Genomic DNA, 20,530 nt, shown 5'->3' on the forward strand with positions numbered 1-20,530 from the left:
GATGTGCTTTCACTCTCAATTAGGAAAAGGTCTTGCCTGCGGCGACCAAGCGAGCCAGTAGCGGCGCCGGCTGCCAGAACTCGGCGTCATCAAGCGGATTCTTGGCAAAGCGCTTCATCGCCTGCACAACGTTGAACAGCCCCACCTGGTCGGCATAGCACATAGGCCCGCCGCGCCAGAGAGGGAAGCCATAGCCAGTCAGATAAACCATGTCCACATCCGAAGCGCGCTGGGCAATGCCCTCCTCCAGCAGATGGGCGGCCTCATTGACCAGCGAATAGACCAGGCGATGCACGATCTCGTCATCGCTGATTTGGCGCGGCGTGATGGCTAGTGCAGCCCGGTGCTTGTCCAGCATCTCGGCCACCACCGGCGAGGGGATAGCATCGCGCTTGCCCGCTTGATAGTCATACCAGCCGGCCTGCGTCTTTTGACCAAAGCGGCCCAACTCACACAGCAGGTCAGCGGACTTGGAGTAACGCAGATTCGGCTTCTCCTGGTAGCGGCGCTTGCGGATCGCCCAGCCGATGTCGTTGCCGGCCAAGTCGCCCATACGGAACGGCCCCATGGCGAAGCCGAACTTCTCGGCAGCGCGGTCGACCTGCGCCGGCGAGCAGCCCTCGTCGAGCAAGAATCCGGCCTGGCGGCTGTACTGCTCGATCATGCGGTTGCCGATGAAACCGTCGCATACGCCAGAAACGACCGCCGTCTTGCGAATCTTCTTGGCCAGCGCCATCACGGTCGCCAACACATCCTTGGCCGTCGCCGCGCCGCGCACCACTTCCAACAGCTTCATCACATTGGCCGGGCTGAAGAAATGCATGCCGACCACGTCTTGCGGACGCCTCGTGAAATTGGCAATCGCGTTCAGATCCAAGGTCGAGGTATTGCTGGCCAAAATCGCGCCAGGCTTCATCACCTCATCGAGCTGTTTGAAGACCGCCTGCTTGACGCCAATCTCTTCGAACACCGCCTCGATCACCAGATCGGCATCGCCAATATCCGCATAGTTGAGGGTAGTGCTTAGCAGCGACATTCGCGCGTCGAGCTTGTCTTGCTTAAGCTTGCCTTTTTTGAGCTGCGCCTCGTAGTTCTTGCGTATCGTTGCGACGCCGCGGTCCAAGGCTTCTTGCTTGGTCTCCAGCATCACCACGGGCAGCCCGGCATTGAGAAAATTCATGCTAATGCCGCCGCCCATGGTGCCGGCGCCGATGACAGCGATTTTCGCTATCTGGCGAACTGGAGTGTCAGCCGGCACATCGGCAATCTTGGTGGTGGCGCGTTCGGCAAAGAAGGCATGGCGCAAGGCGCCCGATTCCGGCGTGACCATCAGCGCGGCAAAACCGGCCCGCTCGGCCTTGATACCATCGTCAAACTTCATCGTTACCGAAGCCGCAACCGCTTCCAGACAGCGCAGCGGCGCCGGGAAGTTCTTGCTCATGCCGCCGACCATATTGCGGGCGAACTGGAAGAAAGCATCCGGGTTTGCGTTTTTCTCAATGAAACGCGCCTTCAGATCACGCACACGCGGCAAGGGGCGCACATCGGCCACTTCTTCGGCCAAGGCCAAAGCCGCCGTCATCAAGTCGCCTTCGGCCATGCGGTCAAACAACTTTTGCCCCGGCACCTGGGCAAGTAACTCGCTATTCACCGGCTCCCCGCTGACGATCATGTTCAGCGCCGGCTCGACACCCAAAGCGCGCGGCAAACGCTGCGTGCCACCGGCGCCCGGCAAGAGCCCCAGCTTGACCTCGGGCAGCGCGACCTTGGTGCCGGCGGCCGCAATACGGTAGTGGCAGCCCAGCGACAGCTCCAAGCCGCCACCCATGCAAACGCTGTGGATCGCAGCCACCACCGGCTTGGAGCAGGCCTCGACCAGGCTGATCAAGCTGAGCAAGTTCGGCTCGGCCAGCGCCTTGGGGCTGCCGAACTCCTTGATATCGGCACCGCCCGAAAAAGCCGCGCCGGCGCCGGTGATGACCACGGCCTTGATGGCCGCGTCATCCTCGGCCCGATTGATGCCGGCCGCCACCGCCTGGCGGGTCACAAGCCCCATGCCATTCACAGGCGGGTTGTTCAATGTGATCACGGCGACTTGGCCGCGGACTTCATAAGTGGCTGTCATGCTGACTCCTTGTTGGAGAAGGAGCAGAGCCCGTGAATAAACAGGCCCCGCCTAAAATAGAACGATCGTTCGATTCTAGGCAGCAAAACAAGCAGGATGATGTCGCTGCAGTGACAAATGGTCTCGGGGTTTACAGGGATAGCCCCCCGGCCTTAGGGGTCCAGCCCTAACTCTTGAATCTTGCGGGTGATGGTGTTTCGCCCGATTCCCAGTTTCTGCGCCGCCTCGATGCGCCGCCCGCGGGTCAAGTCCAAAGCGGCCAAGATCAGGCTGGCCTCGAAGCGGCGCGTCAGGCTGTCCCACACATCGGTTTCGCCCGCCGCCAGCAAGCGCCGAGCTTCACGGGACACCTCAGCCACCCAGGCATCGGGGCCGGCGCCAAAGCTGGGCATAGCGGGCGCCGCTGCGGGCAGCGCCTGGGCTGCCTTGGACGCCAGTGGCAACGGTGCAGGCTCAGCGGCGGTCGCATCCAGCGGCTCGATGCTCAGACCCAAGCCCGGCTGCAAGAGCTCCTGCGGCAAGTCCTTGGGCTCCACCACTTGGCTGGGCGCCATCACGCTGAGCCAGTGGCAGATGTTCTCCAACTGCCGCACATTGCCGGGGAACTCGAATTCCAGCAGCAAGGCCAGCGCCGCGTCGGTCAAACGCTTGGGCTCCACACCCAACTCCGCCGCGCTGCGCTGCAAGAAGAATTTGGCCAATACAGCAATGTCTTCGCGCCGCTCGCGCAGCGGCGGCAGGCGCAAGCGGATCACATTCAGGCGGTGAAACAAGTCCTCGCGGAACGCCCCTTGGCGCACCCGCGCCTCCAAGTTCTGATGCGTGGCCGCGATCACCCGCACATTGCTGCGCAGCGGGCTGTGGCCACCGACTCGGTAGAACTGTCCGTCGGACAGGACCCGCAGCAAACGGGTCTGCAACTCCAGCGGCATATCGCCGATTTCATCCAGAAACAGCGTGCCACCGTCGGCCTGCTCAAAGCGGCCGCGCCTCGTCGCCTGCGCGCCGGTGAAGGCCCCGCGCTCATGGCCAAAGAGTTCGGACTCCAACAAATCCTTGGGGATGGCCGCCGTATTGATGGCCACAAATGGGCCCTCGGAGCGCGGGCTGTGTTTGTGCAAGGCGCGCGCCACCAGCTCCTTGCCCGAGCCGGACTCGCCGGTGATCAAGACCGTCACATGGCTTTGGCTCAGCCGCCCGATGGCGCGGAACACATCCTGCATCGCCGGCGCTTGGCCGAGCATTTCGGGCACCTCGGCGGCGGCGGCCTCGTCGACCGTCTCGCGCATGCTCTCGGTTTGCGCACGGCGGATCAACTCAACCGCAGCGGCCAAGTCGAAGGGCTTGGGCAAATACTCAAAGGCGCCGCCTTGAAAGGCCGAGACAGCGCTGTCCAAGTCCGAATAGGCGGTCATGATGATGACGGGCAGATGCGGCAAGCGCGCCTTGACCTTGGCCAGCAGATCAAGACCTGAGCCACCCGGCATACGGATGTCGGACACCAGCACTTGCGGGCTGTCCTCGTCCAAGGCGGCCAGCAAATCGCGTGCATTGCTGAAGCAGCGCACCGGCAAGCCCTCGCGCGTCAGCGCTTTTTCCAACACGAAACGAATGGAATGGTCGTCGTCAACAACCCAAATAGATTTCATGCAGAAGCTCTCTGTGGTGAATCAGCACCGTCTGAGCCAGCCAATCAGGGTAATGGCAGGGTCAAACGGAAATCGGTTCGGCCCGGCTCGCTTTCACAATCAAGCATGCCTTGATGCTGCTGAGCGATGGTTTGCGCCAGCGTCAGGCCAAGTCCCGAGCCGCCGTCTCGCCCCGACACCAAGGGGTAAAAGATGCGATCTCGGATCTCGACCGGCACGCCAGGGCCGTTATCTTCCACATGCAATTCCAATGCCAGGCGCCAACGCTGCTTGCCAATCGTGACCTGGCGCGCCACCCGCGTGCGCAGTGTGATGCAGGCCGGCTCACGTGGGTCGGCCTCGACGATACGCGGCTGCAGGGCCTGTGCAGCGTTTTGCACGATGTTCAAGACCGCTTGAATCAGCTGTTCGCGGTCACCGCGAAAGTCCGGCAGCGAGATGTCATAGTCGCGCTTGATGGTCAGGCCGCGCGGATGTTCGACCAAGGTCAGTTGGCGCACCCGCTCACAGATTTCATGGATATTCACATCGCCCACCACCGGCGCATGCCGATGCGGCGCCAGCAGGCGATCGACCAGCGATTGCAGGCGATCGACCTCGTGGATGATGACCTCGGTGTATTCGGCCAACTCCGGACCCATCGCCGTGGGCGCCAATTCCAGCGCCAATAACTGCGCCGCGCCACGGATACCGCCGAGCGGATTTTTGATCTCATGCGCCAAGTTGCGCGTCAGCTCCTTGGTCGCCTGGACCTGATCGAGCGTGCGCTCCTCGCGGTCCTGGCGAGTTTGCTGGGCGTTCTCGATCAACTCGATCAGCACCTGGTCTTCGCAGTTATCCATCTGCGAGACGATCACATGCACCGGCAGTGGCAGCTCTTGCGGCAGGTTGCTGCGCCGCAGCAACGCGTCAAATCGGCTGCTGGAGTAGGCGTTGCGGGCCACGCCGGTGACGGTGTCGCTGAGCCGGCCGGCGTCGACAAACCAGTCATACAAATTGCTGCGCTCCACCGCCCGGCGCGACAAGCGCATGACGTTCTCGAACGCGGCGTTGGCGAACAGACACTCACCATCGGAGCGCACCACGGCCACCATGGTGGCCAACATATCGAAGGCTTCAAAACCCGAGGGCTCACGGCGCAAGGGATTCATCGCCGGCCCTCCCACTGAAATCCCTGCTGAGTTAATAGGCTAGGGTAGCTTGCTGATCTCGCGCTTGAGTGCTTGCACATCGACCTCTTGGCGGCTGATGCTGGCCTTGAGTTCGGCCATGCGGTCCAGGTATTTTTGATAATTTTTCTCATCTCCACGCCGCTCGGCATTGCCGCCGGCGTAGTCGCGCTGCAAAGCGTCGAGCCGCTCTTGCGCCTCACGCAACTCGGCCTCCAGGACGCGGCGGCGCTCGCCGTCACGCGAGCGTTGTTGATTGGGGTCGATGCGGCCATCATTGCTGCCCCTGCTTTCGCTGCCCGCCGAGTTCTGCGACGCAGCGGCATTGCTGCGCGGCCGCGTGGCCGGCAAAACCGTGATCGGCGTGCCTTCGATTGAGCGGCAGTCCTTGGCCTGTGCTTCTTTGGCCGTCAACGCATCGGTGTAGAGCACCGGGGGGCCGGGGCAACGATAAACAACGGACTGGGCTTGCGCGGCGTTCGCCAGCAAAACGGCCATGCCGGTGAGCAGAAAAGAAGTACGAATCAGCATGGCAGGATTGTGGCTCAAGCAGCGGCGCCCAATGCACAAAGAAAAGGGACGGCCACAGCCGTCCCTTTCGCAATGTTGGCAATGCACAGCCAGCAAGCGACGTCACGTGAAATTCACGCACGCCGCTATTGGCCATCAGAGCGTGTAGTACATATCGAACTCGACCGGGTGCGTGGTCATGCGCACGCGCTGCACTTCTTGCATCTTCAGCTCGATATAAGCGTCGATATAGGCATCGGTGAACACACCGCCCTTGGTCAGGAAGGCACGGTCCTTGTCCAGGCACTCAAGCGCTTGGTCCAGGCTGTGGCAGACGGTCGGCACCAAGGCGTCTTCTTCAGGCGGCAAGTGGTAGAGATCCTTGGTGGCGGCTTCGCCCGGATGGATCTTGTTCTCGACGCCGTCCAGACCGGCCATCATCAGCGCGGCGAAGCACAGGTATGGGTTGGCCAATGGATCGGGGAAACGTGCCTCGATACGGCGACCCTTGGGGTTAGCCACATAAGGAATGCGGATCGAAGCCGAGCGGTTGCGCGCGCTGTAAGCCAGCTTGACCGGCGCCTCATAGCCAGGCACCAGGCGCTTGTAGCTGTTGGTGCCAGGGTTGGTGATCGCGTTCAGGGCACGGGCGTGCTTGATGATGCCGCCGATGTAGTAGAGCGCGAAGTCGCTCAGGCCGCCGTAGCCGTCGCCTGCGAACAGGTTCTTGCCGTCTTTCCAGATCGACTGGTGCACGTGCATGCCGGAGCCGTTGTCGCCAACGATGGGCTTGGGCATGAAGGTCGCGGTCTTGCCGTAGGCATGAGCGACGTTGGCGATCACATACTTTTGCAGTTGCAACCAGTCCGCGCGCTCGACCAGGGTCGAGAAACGCGTGCCGATTTCCATCTGGCCGGCGTTGGCCACTTCGTGGTGATGCACTTCAACCGGGATGCCCAGTTGCTCAAGAATCAGGCACATTTCCGAGCGCATGTCCTGGCCCGAATCCACCGGCGGCACGGGGAAATAACCACCCTTGACGGCCGGGCGATAGCCCTTGTTGCCGTGCTCGTAGTCCTTGCCGGTGTTCCACGATGCTTCTTCGGAGTCAATCTTGACGAAACAGCCGGACATGTCGATGTTCCAGCGGATGCTGTCGAAGATGAAGAACTCTGGCTCGGGGCCGAAGTAGGCGGCGTCGCCCAGGCCGGAGGACTTCAGATAGGCTTCGGCGCGCTTGGCCAAGGAGCGTGGGTCACGCTCGTAAGCCTTGCCATCACCCGGCTCGACCACGTCGCAGCTCAGGATCAGCGTCGGCTCTTCAAAGAAGGGGTCGATATTGGCGGTGTTCGGATCGGGCATCAAGAGCATGTCCGAGGCTTCAATGCCCTTCCAGCCGCCGATCGACGAGCCGTCAAACGCGTGGCCGGAAATGAACTTGTCTTCATCAAAATGGGACACCGGCACGGACACATGGTGCTCCTTGCCACGGGTATCGGTGAAACGGAAGTCAACAAACTTGACCTCGTTCTCTTGCACCATCTTCATCACGTCGGCAACGGTCTTGGCCATCAAAAAACTCCTAGCTAGCGGGGAAAATTGTTTAGGGACTCTAAAAGACATTGGCTCGCGCCGATGTAAAGCTGATCTCGGCTTGCGCCGATGTTAAACAGATATCGGCTCGCGCCCATGTTTCAAGCGCCGCATCCTGTAATAAGCACTTTATGTGCCAACAAGGTGCAGCTTAGAAGGCCGAGGAATTATCGCGCGCACCCACCTTGCATCCAACATCTATTCACCATTGCGGTGCAAAGCGCCCCACGTTAGCGCACCAATTCGGTGCCTATTGTGGCACCAGATTGAAGCACGCCTTGTTTGAGGGCAGCATAGGCAGCGTCGAGTTGCGCGGCGTCACCCTTGACACCCAACTCGATGTGGCGACCCCATTGCGGGTGATCGACGCTCGGCAAGCTGAACACCTTGATGCCGGCAAACTCGGCCTCAACAGCCACCATCAAGGGCGTCAGCATCGACTCCATTGTGCTTTGCACAATCATCGACAACTCCAGCCTCTGCACCGCCCGGTGCAGGTCGGCGTGGCGCTGATCAAGTACCCATTCCATCATCGGGTGTGCCATCACCGGGAAGCCGGGCGCGAAGTAGACCGTGCCGACCGAGAAACCGGGGATCTTGTTGAAGGGATTGGGGATGATCTCGGCGCCGGCGGGGAACATGCCCATCTCCAGGCGCCGCAAGGTGTCGGGGTGATCCGGGTCCGCCGTGACGCCCTGCTCCGCCGCCATCTCGCTGATGCGCTGCCAGATCAGCTCCCGTGCTTGCGGGTGCAGCGTCAGTTCGCGCCCGAGCGCTGCCGCGGCAGCTTGGCGGGTGTGGTCATCCGGCGTGGCGCCAATGCCGCCGCAGCTGAAGACCAGATCACCACTGGCAAAAGCCTGGCGCAACTGCGCGATCAAATGCTCGCGGTCATCGCCCAGGTACTGCGCCCAATCCAGGCTCATGCCGCGAGCGGCTAGCAGCTCGATGAACTTGCTCAAGTGTTTGTCCTGGCGTTTGCCGGAAAGGATTTCGTCGCCAATGATGATCAGGCCGATTTTCATTTTTTTTGCTCACAGGGGAGGAATCAAGGGCACAGGCGCGGGCTGCAGCAGCTCATCGACCGTCGGCAGTTCGGGTTCAACAACGGTAGGCTTGCCGGCGCGCAGCTCACGCATCTCCTGCAGAGCGGTCAATGCGTAATGGGTAAACCACAGGGTAGAAAAAGCGAACACCAAGGTGTAGAGCCAGATCGACGCAATGATCAAAAACGGCGCCAAGGCCAGCGCCATCACGCCAAAGGCCCAAATGGCGGCTGGCGCGGCGCCCAGGTAACCCGTGACCAGACCGAGCATCATCAAAGGCAGCCGATGTTGGCGCATCAGTTGCCGACGCTCGGCCACCGAGGCGTGCTCGGCCAACGCGTCAAAGCTGAAAACCTTATAGCCCAGCCAGCCCCAAATCAAGGGCGGCACGATCAGCACCAAGGGCGGTATCAACCAGAATGGCATGCTGATCAAGAGCGCCAGCAGCGCCAAGGAAACATGCCAAAGTGACCAGCCCAAAGAGCGCCACCAAGATCCGCCCTGCTTGCGCTCGATCTGCGTGAAACGGCGCTGCGCCACCAGCTTGACCAGGCTTGGCGTCATCAACAAAGCCACCAGCAGCAAGCTCAAAACCACAATAACCGGCAGGGCCAAAGCCAGCACGACAAGTGGCGCCAACACCGAGCGCAGGCCACTGCCGCCCATATGGTCCAGCCAGCCCAGCAAAGATTCGACCAAGCGCCAATTACCCAGCGTCGCCCTGACACCGTCTACGGCAGATTCCCAGAAAAAATAACCCAGGCCAAAAGCCAGGCCGGCCATCAAAACCAGAGGCAATAGTGACAACAGCATCACCCTGGGATGCAGGCAATAAGCGGCGGCGCGCCAGAACGCATCGCCGATCCGACTCATGGAGTTGACCATCTCTTGTTTCCCTCGACCCTGGCTACACAGTCGGCAATCTTAGCGAGCCTTGTTGAGCAGAGCTTTGGTCTGCGCCAGCAGCGCGGTGGCAGCATAAATGGCCGCGATATGCGGCGTCGGCGTGGCGGTGATGCGCCCTAGCTCCAAGACCGCGCCGACCAGTGCCTCCAACTCCAGCGCGCGGCCCCGCTCCAGGTCCTGCAGCATCGAGGTCTTGTGTGCTCCGACCGCCTCGGCACCGGCAATGCGCTGCTCAATCGTGACCTTGAACCTAACGCCAAGCTTCTCGGCCAGCGTTTGCGCCTCGGCCATCATCGCTGCGGCCAGGTCGCGGGTCGGCTGGAAACGGCAAATATCTTCCAAGCTCGCTTGCGTCAACGCGGAGATCGGGTTGAAGCACAAGTTGCCCCAGAGCTTGACCCACAACTCGCTGCGGATATCTTTGGAAATCGGCGCCTTGAAGCCGGCCCGCATCAGCGCTTGCGAGAGGGCCTCAATGCGCGGGCTCCTGCTGCCGTCCAACTCGCCGAGCGAGAAACGATTGCCCTCGATCAGGCGCACCACGCCGGGCTCGACCAGCTCGGCCGCCGGGTAGACCACGCTGCCGATGATGCGCTCGGCCTCGATTTGACTGGCGATCAGGCCGCCCGGATCGACGCTGTCCAAACTGCGGCCTTCATAGACGCCCGCCATTTTTTGGAAGTACCACCAGGGCAGGCCATTGATCATGCTAACGAGCAATGTCTGCGGGCCAAAGAGCGCACGCAAATCGGGCAAGACATCGCGCACCTGCTGCGCCTTCAGCGTCAACAGCACCACGTCTTGCGGTCCGGCCTCGGCCATGCTTTGCAGCGCCTGGACCTGGGGGGCATGCTGCTCGCTGCCGTCTTCCAGCAACAGGCGAAACCCGCGCTGATGTATGGCCGCCAAATTCTGATTGCGGGCTATGAAGACCACCTGCTCACCCGCCAGCGATAGCCTTGTCCCCAGCAGACCGCCGATCGCACCGGCCCCAACAACGGCGAACTTCATTTCTTTGCTTGCTCCAAACGACTGGCGGGACCAAGTTTGCTGTCGGCCTCGATTTCACGCCGGCGCAGCCGTTCGCGCAGTAGCCCCAGCAAGGGCCAGCACAACAGCAACAGGGCCAAACTCATCAACGTGCCGACCAGCGGACCCGACCAGAAAATCCCCAAACTGCCCTGCGAGGACAACATCGACTGGCGGAAATTGGTCTCTGCCATATCGCCGAGCACCAAGGCCAACACCAGCGGCGCCAAGGGATAGCGCAGCTTCTTGAACAAATAACCCATCACCCCGAACACCAGCATCATGCCGACGTCAAACATCGAGCTGTGCACGGTGTAGGCGCCGACCGCGCACAAGACGATGATCATCGGCGCTACCAGCGAAAAGGGGATGCGCAGGATGGCGGCCCAGAACGGCACCGTCGTCAGCACCACAAGCAGGCCGACCAGATTGCCCAGATACATCGACGCGATGAGGCCCCAGACGAATTCCTTTTGCTCGACAAACAGCATAGGCCCCGGCTGCAGGCCCCAGATCAGCAGGCCGCCCAGCAGCACGGCGGCTGTCGGTGAGCCCGGGATGCCCAGAGTCAGCATCGGCAACAAAGCAGCGGTGCCGGCGGCATGCGCAGCCGTCTCCGGCGCAATCACGCCCTCGATCGCCCCTTTACCGAACTTCTCGGGATGTTTGGAAAAGCGCCTCGCCATGCCATAACTCATGAACGAAGCGGGTGTCGCGCCGCCGGGCGTGATGCCCATCCAGCAGCCGATCAAGGTACTGCGCAAGAACACTCGCCAATGCTTGATCAACTGAGCCCAGGTCTGCCAGACCACACGCGGATTGATGTGCGCGCTCTGCCCCTTGAAGGCCAGGCCCTCTTCCATCGTCAGCAAAATTTCGCCGATGCCGAACAGACCGATCACGGCGATCAAAAAGTCAAAACCCTTCAGCAAAACCGTTGTGCCGTAAGTCATGCGCAACTGCCCGCTGACGGTATCCATGCCGACCGTGGCCAAGGCAAAACCGAGCAACATTGCGGCCAGCGTGCGCAGCGGCGGTTCGCGACTCATGCCGACAAAGCTGCAAAAGGTCAGGAACTGCACGGCAAACATCTGTGAAGGGCCAAAGTTCAGCGCAAAGCGCGCCAGCAGCGGCGCCAAAAAGGTGATCAGAATCACCGCGAACAAAGCACCCACAAAGGACGAGGTAAAGGCAGTGGCCAGCGCCTGCGCCGCTCGGCCGTCGCGCGCCATCGGGTAGCCATCAAAAGTGGTCGCCACCGACCAAGGCTCGCCGGGGATGTTGAACAAAATCGAGGTGATGGCGCCGCCAAACAAGGCTCCCCAGTAGATGCAAGACAGCATGATGATGGCCGAGGTCGGCGCCATCGTGAAGGTCAAGGGCAGCAATATCGCCACACCATTGGCCCCGCCCAGACCGGGCAGCACACCGATCAGCACGCCCAGCGTGATACCGATCAACATATAGCCTAGGTTGGGCAGACTCATGGCCACGCCAAAGCCTTGCACCAGGTTGCCGAAGTCTTCCATCAGTGAGCCTTTGTTGGGCGCTCTAGTCTCGGGCTAAATACTTAAAAGCCCAAAAGTTGTTCGAGTGGCCCCTTGGGTAGCGGCACCATAAAGCGCAATTCAAAAACAAAAAACAAAATCATCGACATCACAGGCGCCAACAACAGCGCCTTCCACCAGGCGTAGCCACCGTGGCGGCGCATGAAGAACACCAGCAATAGGGCTGAGGCGACATAGATACCCAAAGCTTGAATAAGGCCGACATAGATCAGCATCGGCCAAAACACCGCCCAAACGCCAGCAGCCTCCGCTGGCTGGACGAAAACACGGGCGTCACCGCGCCAGCGCAGCAATTGCTGCACAATCAACAGACCGCTGACCAGGGCCAAACCGATGCCGATATAAAAAGGGAAATAGCCGGCGCGCGGCCCGTCATCGGCCCAGCCGCGACCAACCCGCACGCTGTCCACCATCACCAAAACAGCCAGCACCAGCAACAAGCCTGCAACGCCCAACTCGACCCAGCGCGAAGCCAGCGACGGCGTTTGCTTTTTCTCGTGTTCCGCACTCATCACTCAGTGCGCCTTGAACTTGGCTTCACGCATCAAGACCAGATGGAAATGCGCGGTTTGGTCCAACCACTTATCGAACGGAGCCCCACTCATGCTGGTCGGGTTGAAGGCCCCTTGCGCCATAAACGCTTGCCATTCCGGCAAGCCGCGCAGCTTCTCGAACAAACGCACATAAAAAGCGCGTTGCTCGGCGCTGACCTGCGGTGCCATGAAAATGCCGCGCAGCATCAGGTAAGAAACCGGGATCTTGGCCGACATGCAGGTCGGGATCTCGGACCAGCTTCGGCCATTCGAGAGCTTGGTCCGATATTTCATAGGCGCGCCATCGAACACACACAGCGGCCTCACCTTGCCCGCGCGCCAGAGCGCCTCGGCTTCGATCGGGTTGTTGACCGTCAAGTCCACCTCGGAAGTGGCCAAGGCCTTGGCCACATCGCCGCCGCCTTTCAAGGCGACATATTGAATGCGTGTTGTAGCGGCCGTTTCCAGCAACACGCCGATCAACTGATCTTCTTGTTTGCTGCCGGTGCCGCCCAGCTTGAAGCTGCCCGGCGGGCGGCTGCGCAAGGCTTCCATCAATTGCTCTGCCGTTTGAAAGGAAGAGTCGGCATTCACCCACAGAACGAACTGGTCGAGAGCCAACATGGACACCGGGGTAATGTCGTGCCATGAAAAATCTACCCCGGTGGCGAGCGGGATGGTGAACAAGTTGGACAAGCTAATCAGCAATTTATGCGGATTGGCGACCGCCGCCTTGGTGTCCAACAGACCCTCGGCTCCCGAATCGCCGGTCTTGTTGACGACTTGCAAGGGCTGCTTCATCAAACCATGCTTGGTGATCAATTCCTGCACAAAGCGCGCCATTTGATCGGCACCGCCCCCCTTGCCAGCTGGCACCACCAACTCCACCGGGGCGCTGGGCTCCCAGGCCCAAGCCGCCGGGGCAGACAGCGCCATTGCGCAAGCGAGCAGGGCCGTTCGATGAATAGTCAGCATGATTGTTCCGTTCACGCTTGGCCCGGCTATTGAGCCAGGAAGCCGGCCTGCTTCATCAACTGCCGATGCATCTGTTCGTTCTTGCCCAGCCAGTCTACATAGGCCTCCCCGCTCAGCGCGGTCTGGCGAAATGCCCCCTTCTCCATAAAGCCGCGCCACTCGGGCGTGGCCCGCACCTTGTTGAAGAGGTCGAGATAAAAAGCCTGCTGTTCTTTGGCGACGCCGGGCGCCATGAAAATACCGCGCAACATCAAATACTCGACCGGAATGCCAGCCGCCGCGCAGCTGGGAATGTCCTGCCAGGACAGGCCGTTCGAGAGTTTGGCCGGATAAGGCAGCGCAACGCTATCAAATACACACAGCGCCCGCAACTTGCCGGCGCGCCAATGCGACTCCGCCTCGATCGGGTTATTGACAGTCGCTTCGACATGCTGACCCACCAACTGCACGGCCACCTCGCCGCCGCCCTTGTAGGGGATATAGGTCAGCTTCTTGCCCGCCACGCCCTCCAGCATCATCGCGATGATCTGGTCCTCTTGCTTGGAGCCGGTACCGCCCAATTTCAGCGTGTTGTTCGGTTGCGCCTTCAGCGCCGTCATAAAATCCTTGGCGGTCTTGTACGGCGACTCGGCATTCACCCACAACACAAACTGATCCAGTGCCAACATGGAAACCGGGGTCAGATCGCGCCAATTGAAGGGCACACCAGTGGCCAGCGGCGTCGTGAACAGATTGGACAACGTAATGATCAGCTTGTGCGGGTCACCACTCGCGCCCTTGATCTCCAAAAAACCCTCGGCCCCTGCGCCGCCGCTTTTGTTGACCACCACAATGGCCTGCTTCATCAAGCCATGCTTGCTGACCACGCCTTGCACGAAACGCGCCATCTGATCGGCGCCGCCGCCGGTGCCGGCCGGCACAATCAGCTCCACCGGGCGCGTCGGCTCCCAGGCCCAGGCCGTTTGCGCCAGTCCCGGCAGGCCCAGCAAGCCCAGGCTCACCAGCAAAACATGGCGCAGCTTGCGGCCGCTCGAAAAACGGTTCTTCAAACGCATGTCCTCACCCCTCCTCCAGGTCTTTTCAAGCGCCCAGTCCGAGTTTCTCGGCCAAGCCTATGCGCTGCAATTTGCCGGTCGCACCCTTGGGGATTTCGCTCAAGAACAAAATCCGCCGCGGCACTTTGAAGTCAGCCAGCCGGGTGGCCACAAAGGCGCGCAGCGTCGCTTCGTCCAGGCTCGCCCCCTCGCGCAACACCACCGCAGCGGCGACATCTTCGCCCAACTTTGCATGCGGCATGCCAAAGCTTACGACTTGTTGCACAGCCGGGTGATCCATGATGACCTCATCAACCTCGCGCGGGCTGATCTTCTCGCCGCCCCGGTTGATGATTTCCTTCAACCGCCCGGTGATGCTCAGATAGCCTTCGGCGTCCAGCTGACCTTGATCTCCGGTGCGAAACCATCCGTCTTGCCAGCCCTGCGCATTGGCGACCGGGTTGTTCTCATAACCCGATGTGACATTGGGCCCGCGAATGACAATCTCGCCGATTCCGCCGGCCGGCAGCAGCTGACCGTCGGCAGCCATGATGGCGATTTCAGGGCCTGCCGCAAGACCTACCGTGCCCGGCTTGCGGGCCCCTGGAGGCAAAGGGTTAGAGGACATCTGATGCGCGGCCTCGGTCATGCCGTAAGCCTCGATCAGGGGAGCGCCAAAAGCCGCCTCAAGCTCGGTGATGACCTGCGGCGGCATCGAACTGGAGGACGAGCGCATAAAGCGCAGCGGCTGGCGCGCGATCAGCTCGGCATGGCCGCGCGCTCTGGCGACGATGGCTTGATGCATGGTCGGCACCGCGGTATACCAGGTCGGTTTGGCTTCTTCCATCCAGGCAAAGAACTTCAAGGCATTGAAGCCGGGCGTGCAAAAAACCTGCGAGCCGGCCGCCAGCGGCGCCAGCACGCCGGCGATCAGACCGTGTATGTGAAACAGCGGCATCACATTAAGGCCGCAGTCGCTGGATGTGAATTGCAGGCTGCGCAGGATATGGCGCGCTGAAGCGAGCAAATTGCCCTGCGACAGGGGCACGATCTTGGGCCGCGAGGTGGTGCCCGAGGTGTGCAAAACCATGGACACGTCGTCGGGCCTGGCCCAAATCGGCGCGACCAAGGGCTTGGCGGGCGACTCGCTGAGCAGGCTGAACGCTCCGGCCGGCGCCGCCGCCTCAACCACCAGGCGCAGGATTGGCACGCCAAGTTTTTCGGCCACGGCAATGGCAGGCGAGATGCTGCCGGCCTCCACGATCAAGGCGCGCGCCTGCAGATCGTTCAGATAGAACTCGAATTCATCGCTGCGGTACGCCGGGTTGAGCGGCGCGCTGGCCACCCCGCAGGCACAGGCGATAAAGCAGGCCGCCATCTCCGGGCCATTGTTCAAGACGATGGCGACGCGGTCATTGGCGCCAAGACCAAGCGCATTCAGTTGACTGACCGTGCCACTGACCAAGTCCCGCAAGGCCGCAAAACTCAAAGGCGAGCGGCCCGGCGCCGACAAGGCGGGGGCGTCGGCCTGGCCCTTGGACAGCAAGTCGAAAAGACAATCTGGTTTCATCTATGACTCTTTGAATGGCGGATTCGAGAGGCACGAGGCCATGGATGCCCTGCATATTAGCGGCTGATTCTGACAATCCGCGCGCCTATGGCGTTATTTCTTCTTTTTACCGCGCAGCCAAGCTGGCTGCCCTGCAGGCAAGTTCACCCCTACTGTTGAGCCGACTTTGGCGCAGCAGCAAGGGGTCGAAATTGATTGCCCACGCGAACAGGAACGAGCTCTTCCGCAAAAGGGAGCCACGAGGAGCCACAAGGAGCCATGGCAGCGAATTTAGAGGCAAGGCGGTTGATCTCGACCACCAGGGCGGCGCTCAGGAAGGTCCTTCAGTTCGGGCGCCGTCATGAACAGTCTGGTGACCGCGTTGGCCAATACAAAAGCTATGCCGATCAGCAACAGGCCAAGAAAAAGTGTGATTTACGACGAGATTGTCGAGCGGGTGTCGGGACTTTTGACAAGGGCGCAGCCTGCCAAGGCCGCAGCAGCGCCGACCAGCCCTTGAACTGTCAGCGCCTCCGGAACAGCGGGCCGAAAAATGGGCCAAAAACCGGGCCAAAAAGCCGCCCCAGGCCCAGCCACTGCTGCGCCCAAAAACCGCGCCCGTAGTCGCGCCCGCCCTCCTCGGCCAATTGGTCACGCACCCCAGTGGCATCCCAACGCAGCTCGAAGTTGGCGGTGCGGAAAAGAATATCCCAGACGGGAAACAGCACGGCAAAGTTATGCCCGCCCAGCGTGCCGCGGCCTTCGGACTCATGCCCTATGCCGATCGAGTGATGGACACGGTGGTAGCGCGGGCTCACCAATACCCGCTCAAACAAGGGGCCAAACCACAGCCTCACGTTCGCATGCTGCAGGTTCTCAAACAACTGCGACAGCGCCACCAGCGCGACAAATTGCGCGGGTTCCACGCCAATCAGGCGCGCCAACACGACGAAGACCGCATCGCGCAATACATCATCAAGCAGATGGTTGCGGTTGTCGCTCCACATCGTCATCTGGCGCTGGCTGTGGTGCAGCGCATGCAGCGCCCACCACCAGTTCCAGGCATGCTGGGCCCGGTGCAGCCAGTAATTGACCAGGTCGAACACCAGCAGATAGATCAGGAAACTGACCCAGGGAATGTCGCTAACCCCCGGCCACAATGCATCCAGCTGAAGGCTGGGCAAGCCGGCCATACGGGCCGCACCGGACAGGCTGTCCCAAACAGGGCCAAGGCTGAAGAACATCAGCAGCTTGAACAACCCCAGTCGGTGAATCAGCGTGTAGATCACGTCGACCCGCACCGCCTGCGCGTCCACCACCGGCTCAACCGGCCGCCAGCGCTCCAGGCTGCGTATCACCAGCAGCATCACCGCAATCTGCAGCAGGCCCACCAGCAAAAGGCCGGTGGCGCTGAAAGCGTCCTCAAGCAGGTTGCCGCCGCCCAGCGCGAACACCAGGGGCTGCACCAGCGACTCGAACAATTGCTGCTGCAACGCGCCGAAACCGTCGATCAAGAACTCAATCATGCGGCAGGTCTTTCGCGACTGAGGCCGGCGCCGCTTGCAACAGCCCCGCCATCTTGAACAAGGTGCGGTAGCGCGGATGTTCACGCAGCGGTGCAAAACACATGCCTTGGTCCTTCAGCCCTTGCAGCAGCGGCTCCAAGACGGCCGGCGCCCAAGGCTGCTGGCGCGACCAAATGCCCAGATGCGCCATCAGAATATCGCCGGGTCTGACGGTCTTCAGCGCACGCTCCAGCAGCAAGGCATTCGGATAGCGCTCGCTCGACAACTCATCGCCGAGAAAACCGGCCGCGCTCCAGCCCACATGGACATAGCCACATTTCTGCGCGGCAGCCAGCAAGGCCGGCGAAGTCTTGCCGCCCGGTGCGCGAAAGATCGGACCCATCGCCTGGCCCGTCATCTCGCTAAAGCGCGCACTCACCTGCTTGAGGCTGGCGCAATATTGTTCGGCGCTCATTTCATGCCGCACCGGCTGTTGCTCGCCCGCTGCGGTGCTGACCTTGAAGCGCGTGATCTCGCTTTTGTCCGGCTCCGGCAAATCGGCCAACCAGGTATCGTGGTTCCAGGTGTGAGCGCCGAAGTCATGGCCCTCGCCTAGCCGCTCGCGCCACCAAGCCGCCCAGTCATCATCCAGGGTCCGGCCACCGGTTTTGGTCGGCTCGTTGGCCAAGAAAAAAGTCGCCCTCGCGTCAAACCGTTTGAGCGTCTCGGCGATCAGCGGGGCCACGCCCATATGGCCGGTGTCAAAGGTCAGAAAGATCGGCTTGGCACAAGTCTGGGCATACGGATGTCCGGGCGCCGCCGCCCCCATCAGGGCGCTGGCCAGCAGCAGGCCTGGTTTCATTGCCTGGGCTGGCTGTCCAGCGTAAAGACACCGTGTGGCGACTTGCCGACCTTGACCTGGCGCACGACCTTCTTGGTCTGCGTGTCGATCTCGGTCAACTTGCCGGCCCAACGCGAGTTCACCAGAATAGTCTTGCCGTCCCCCAGCACCTCCATATCATCCGGGCCGCTCGGGCCGGGGAATTGGTCGACGACCGTCAAGGTCTGCGTATCGATCTTGCTGATGGTGTTGGCCACCCGGTTGCTGACCAAGACGTGACGGTGATCGCCCCAGGCACGGAAGGAATGTGCGCCCTTGCCGGTGGGCAGGCGCTTGACCAGCTTCGGCGGCGTCGTTCCCGCAGCGCTGACGTCGTAAACCTCCACCACGGCGTCGCCGGTCAAGGCCACCAGCAGATGTTTGTCATCGGCGGTCAAAAAGATGTCCGCCGGCATCTCGCCCACGGTGATCTTCCAGCGCGGCGCTTGTGTCGCCAGATCCACGGCCAGCAGCTCATTGCTGTCTTGCAGGCTGACGAACAGCGTGCTGCTCTTGCTGTCGATGGCCAGATGGCTGGGCGTCTTGGGCGCGCTGATGCGCTTGACCAGCTTCAAGGGCTCGGCCTTGTCGGCCGGCGTCCAGCTGTAAAAATTGACGTAATCCAGCCGGTTCGCCGCGGTGATGAGCCACTTCATATCGGGCGAGAAGCGCAGGTGATAGGGGTCGTGGATGCCCCGCACGACCCGCTGAACTTCAGCGGTATGGGGGTCCAAAAAGGTCAGCGAATCACCCAGCGCATTGGCCACCAGCAGCGACTTCTGATCGGGCGACAAGTAAAGGTGATGCGGCTCCTTGCCGGTCGGAATACGCTTGATCTGTTTGAAGCTGATGGGGTCGACCACGCTGATGTCAGCGTCCAGCGAGTTCAACACAATGACTGGCGGCTTGGCCGCTCCGGCAGCACCAGCGTCAGCAGGATAGGCAACAAGGGCAAAGGCGGCGGCGGACAAACTCAGGGCCACCGTCAGACGGGGCCAAGACTGAAAAGACATCAGGGAATCCTTGAGAGGAGCAACAAGCGCAGAAAACGCTGCATATGCAGCAGGCTTCAAGTGTAATTGGCCGCACTTGAGCGTCGTTGTCGCCGGTCAACAAAGCCTCAAAAATGCGCGGAACTTATCCGTCAATTGGCGTGCTCAGCTACCCAAGCGTTCAACGGGACAAAACTTAGGCCCGCTCCAGCATCACCCGGTTGCGCCCCGCCTGCTTGGCCGCATAAAGGGCCTGGTCGGCTCGCGCCACGGCCGTGCTGCCGCTCTCACCCGGCGCGCAAACCGACACACCAAAGCTGGCGGTACAAGACCCGACTTGCGGGAACACAAATTCTTCGATGCGTTGACGCAGGGTTTCGGCCATTTGTTGCGCGCCGGCCAGGTCGGTATCGGGGCAGATGATCAAGAACTCCTCGCCACCCCAACGCCCCACTACATCGCTGGCGCGCACCCGGCTTTGCAGAATTTGCGCCAGCGCCACCAGCACCGCATCTCCAGCCTGATGGCCCAGGCTGTCGTTGATCCGTTTGAAACAATCCACATCGACCAGAATCAGCGCAAAGCCGCGTCCGCTGCGCCCGGCGGCGGCCTGCTCGCGCTCCATCGCACGGTCGAGAAAGAGCCGGTTGTACAAACGGGTCAAGCAGTCCGTCACCGCCAACTGTTCCAGCTCAAGATTCTTCTGCGTCAACTCCTGGGTACGCTGCGCCACGGTCAGCTCCAACTGCTCGTTCATGCGCCGCAACTCACTCACATGACGCTGCAATTCGGCGTCCAAACGAAAGGCACGCAAAGCCGCCTGTGCGGTCAGCACCACATCTTCGTTATGCCAGGGTTTTTCGAGAAAACGAAACAGGTTCGCCTCGTTGATCGCGCGTTTGACGCCGTCCAAACTGCTCTGCCCGGTCAGCAAGATGGTCAGCACCTTAGGCAGGCGTTGGTGCACCTGCACCAGCAACTCATCCCCTTTCATGCCGGGCATGATGTAGTCGGCGATGATGACGGCCAGGGTCTGCCCCTCGCGCTCCAACTCATCGATCAGCTCCAGCGCCTCGCTGCCACTTTCGGCGATTTCAATCAGCTGACCATGCTGCAGACTGTTTTCCAGCAACGAGCGCAGTGAAGTCAAGACGCCGCTGTCGTCATCCACGCAGAGGATCACTTCCTTGGCCATGGCGGACTCGGCAGGGCTTGCCATCACCGTGCTCCCAAGACGAATTGAGGGTCGGCGAATGTCGCCAGACCCGCCTCGATACCGGCCAGCAACACCCCTGCCTCCCAGGGCTTGGCAATCAGGCTACGGCCTTTGCCCTCCGCTCGCAGGCGCTTGACGGCACTGTCATTCACCTGGCTTGAAGGCAATTGATCCCGTAAAGCGCTCAATGCGTTCACCTCATCGTCGACGCACAGCAGCAATCCTTGCATAGCCGTCCTCCCTAGACGTCG

The 20,530-nt window shown here is 61.2% G+C and carries 19 protein-coding genes; 1 reads left to right on the forward strand and 18 read right to left on the reverse strand.

Features of this window, described 5'->3' with window-relative positions:
* Positions 1-19: 19 nt before the first annotated feature.
* The 13 genes from LNV09_RS11485 to LNV09_RS11545 all read right to left on the reverse strand — a co-directional run bounded on the left by LNV09_RS11485 (position 20) and on the right by LNV09_RS11545 (position 15,707).
* Positions 20-2,125 (reverse strand): 3-hydroxyacyl-CoA dehydrogenase NAD-binding domain-containing protein, encoded by a 2,106-nt coding sequence (locus LNV09_RS11485; RefSeq protein WP_263557228.1) that lies wholly within the window; start codon positions 2,123-2,125, stop codon positions 20-22.
* Positions 2,126-2,277: 152 nt separating this feature from the next.
* Positions 2,278-3,774 carry a nitrogen regulation protein NR(I) gene (gene ntrC / locus LNV09_RS11490; RefSeq protein ID WP_263557229.1) on the reverse strand — a complete coding sequence of 499 codons (1,497 nt, stop codon included), beginning with the start codon at positions 3,772-3,774 and terminating at the stop codon, positions 2,278-2,280.
* Positions 3,775-3,818: 44 nt separating this feature from the next.
* Positions 3,819-4,925, reverse strand: a complete 1,107-nt coding sequence (glnL, locus tag LNV09_RS11495) for a nitrogen regulation protein NR(II) (protein ID WP_263557230.1) — start codon at positions 4,923-4,925, stop codon at positions 3,819-3,821.
* 39 nt (positions 4,926-4,964) lie between these two features.
* Positions 4,965-5,474 (reverse strand): hypothetical protein, encoded by a 510-nt coding sequence (locus LNV09_RS11500; protein ID WP_263557231.1) that lies wholly within the window; start codon positions 5,472-5,474, stop codon positions 4,965-4,967.
* A 135-nt stretch (positions 5,475-5,609) separates the two neighbouring features.
* Positions 5,610-7,025: a type I glutamate--ammonia ligase gene (gene glnA, locus LNV09_RS11505; RefSeq protein ID WP_263557232.1), complete on the reverse strand. Its 1,416-nt coding sequence runs from the start codon at positions 7,023-7,025 to the stop codon at positions 5,610-5,612.
* Positions 7,026-7,276: 251 nt separating this feature from the next.
* Positions 7,277-8,071, reverse strand: coding sequence for a competence/damage-inducible protein A (locus tag LNV09_RS11510; RefSeq protein WP_263557233.1), 795 nt, complete (start codon positions 8,069-8,071; stop codon positions 7,277-7,279).
* A gap of 9 nt (positions 8,072-8,080) precedes the next feature.
* Positions 8,081-8,965, reverse strand: coding sequence for an EI24 domain-containing protein (locus tag LNV09_RS11515; protein WP_263557234.1), 885 nt, complete (start codon positions 8,963-8,965; stop codon positions 8,081-8,083).
* 51 nt (positions 8,966-9,016) lie between these two features.
* Positions 9,017-10,009: a 2-dehydropantoate 2-reductase gene (locus LNV09_RS11520; protein WP_263557235.1), complete on the reverse strand. Its 993-nt coding sequence runs from the start codon at positions 10,007-10,009 to the stop codon at positions 9,017-9,019.
* Positions 10,006-11,556 (reverse strand): tripartite tricarboxylate transporter permease, encoded by a 1,551-nt coding sequence (locus LNV09_RS11525; RefSeq protein ID WP_263557236.1) that lies wholly within the window; start codon positions 11,554-11,556, stop codon positions 10,006-10,008. Before LNV09_RS11525 ends, LNV09_RS11520 begins: the two co-directional genes overlap by 4 nt.
* Positions 11,557-11,597: 41 nt before the next feature.
* Positions 11,598-12,107, reverse strand: a complete 510-nt coding sequence (locus LNV09_RS11530; protein WP_263557237.1) for a tripartite tricarboxylate transporter TctB family protein — start codon at positions 12,105-12,107, stop codon at positions 11,598-11,600.
* A 3-nt stretch (positions 12,108-12,110) separates the two neighbouring features.
* A complete protein-coding gene (locus LNV09_RS11535; RefSeq protein WP_263557238.1) occupies positions 12,111-13,103 on the reverse strand; it encodes a Bug family tripartite tricarboxylate transporter substrate binding protein in 993 nt (330 codons plus the stop codon).
* 26 nt (positions 13,104-13,129) lie between these two features.
* Entirely contained in the window at positions 13,130-14,158 is a 1,029-nt protein-coding gene (locus LNV09_RS11540; RefSeq protein ID WP_263557239.1) for a Bug family tripartite tricarboxylate transporter substrate binding protein, read from the reverse strand.
* Between the two features lie 25 nt (positions 14,159-14,183).
* A complete protein-coding gene (locus tag LNV09_RS11545) occupies positions 14,184-15,707 on the reverse strand; it encodes an acyl--CoA ligase (protein WP_263557240.1) in 1,524 nt (507 codons plus the stop codon).
* 340 nt (positions 15,708-16,047) lie between these two features.
* Here LNV09_RS11545 and LNV09_RS11550 point away from each other — a divergent pair, with 340 nt between their 5' ends.
* A complete protein-coding gene (locus LNV09_RS11550) occupies positions 16,048-16,206 on the forward strand; it encodes a hypothetical protein (protein ID WP_263557241.1) in 159 nt (52 codons plus the stop codon).
* Positions 16,207-16,210: 4 nt separating this feature from the next.
* Here the strand turns inward: LNV09_RS11550 and LNV09_RS11555 are convergent, their stop codons facing one another.
* The 5 genes from LNV09_RS11555 to LNV09_RS11575 form a co-directional block, all read right to left on the reverse strand.
* Positions 16,211-17,212: a sterol desaturase family protein gene (locus LNV09_RS11555; RefSeq protein WP_263557242.1), complete on the reverse strand. Its 1,002-nt coding sequence runs from the start codon at positions 17,210-17,212 to the stop codon at positions 16,211-16,213.
* The gene (locus LNV09_RS11560) at positions 17,205-18,053 is read right to left on the reverse strand and encodes a polysaccharide deacetylase family protein (RefSeq protein WP_411969268.1); all 849 of its coding nucleotides are present in this window, start codon (positions 18,051-18,053) and stop codon (positions 17,205-17,207) included. The genes LNV09_RS11555 and LNV09_RS11560 overlap by 8 nt, the downstream gene beginning before the upstream one ends.
* Complete coding sequence (locus LNV09_RS11565) at positions 18,050-19,084, reverse strand: YncE family protein (protein WP_263557243.1); 1,035 nt, start codon at positions 19,082-19,084, stop codon at positions 18,050-18,052. The genes LNV09_RS11560 and LNV09_RS11565 overlap by 4 nt, the downstream gene beginning before the upstream one ends.
* A 175-nt stretch (positions 19,085-19,259) precedes the next feature.
* Positions 19,260-20,282: a GGDEF domain-containing protein gene (locus tag LNV09_RS11570; RefSeq protein ID WP_263557244.1), complete on the reverse strand. Its 1,023-nt coding sequence runs from the start codon at positions 20,280-20,282 to the stop codon at positions 19,260-19,262.
* Positions 20,282-20,509, reverse strand: a complete 228-nt coding sequence (locus LNV09_RS11575; protein WP_263557245.1) for a hypothetical protein — start codon at positions 20,507-20,509, stop codon at positions 20,282-20,284. The genes LNV09_RS11570 and LNV09_RS11575 overlap by 1 nt, the downstream gene beginning before the upstream one ends.
* Positions 20,510-20,530 lie beyond the last annotated feature (21 nt).

Origin of the sequence: Paucibacter sp. B2R-40 (genome assembly GCF_025717555.1) — a bacterium.
Taxonomy (GTDB): Bacteria; Pseudomonadota; Gammaproteobacteria; order Burkholderiales; family Burkholderiaceae_C; genus Paucibacter_A.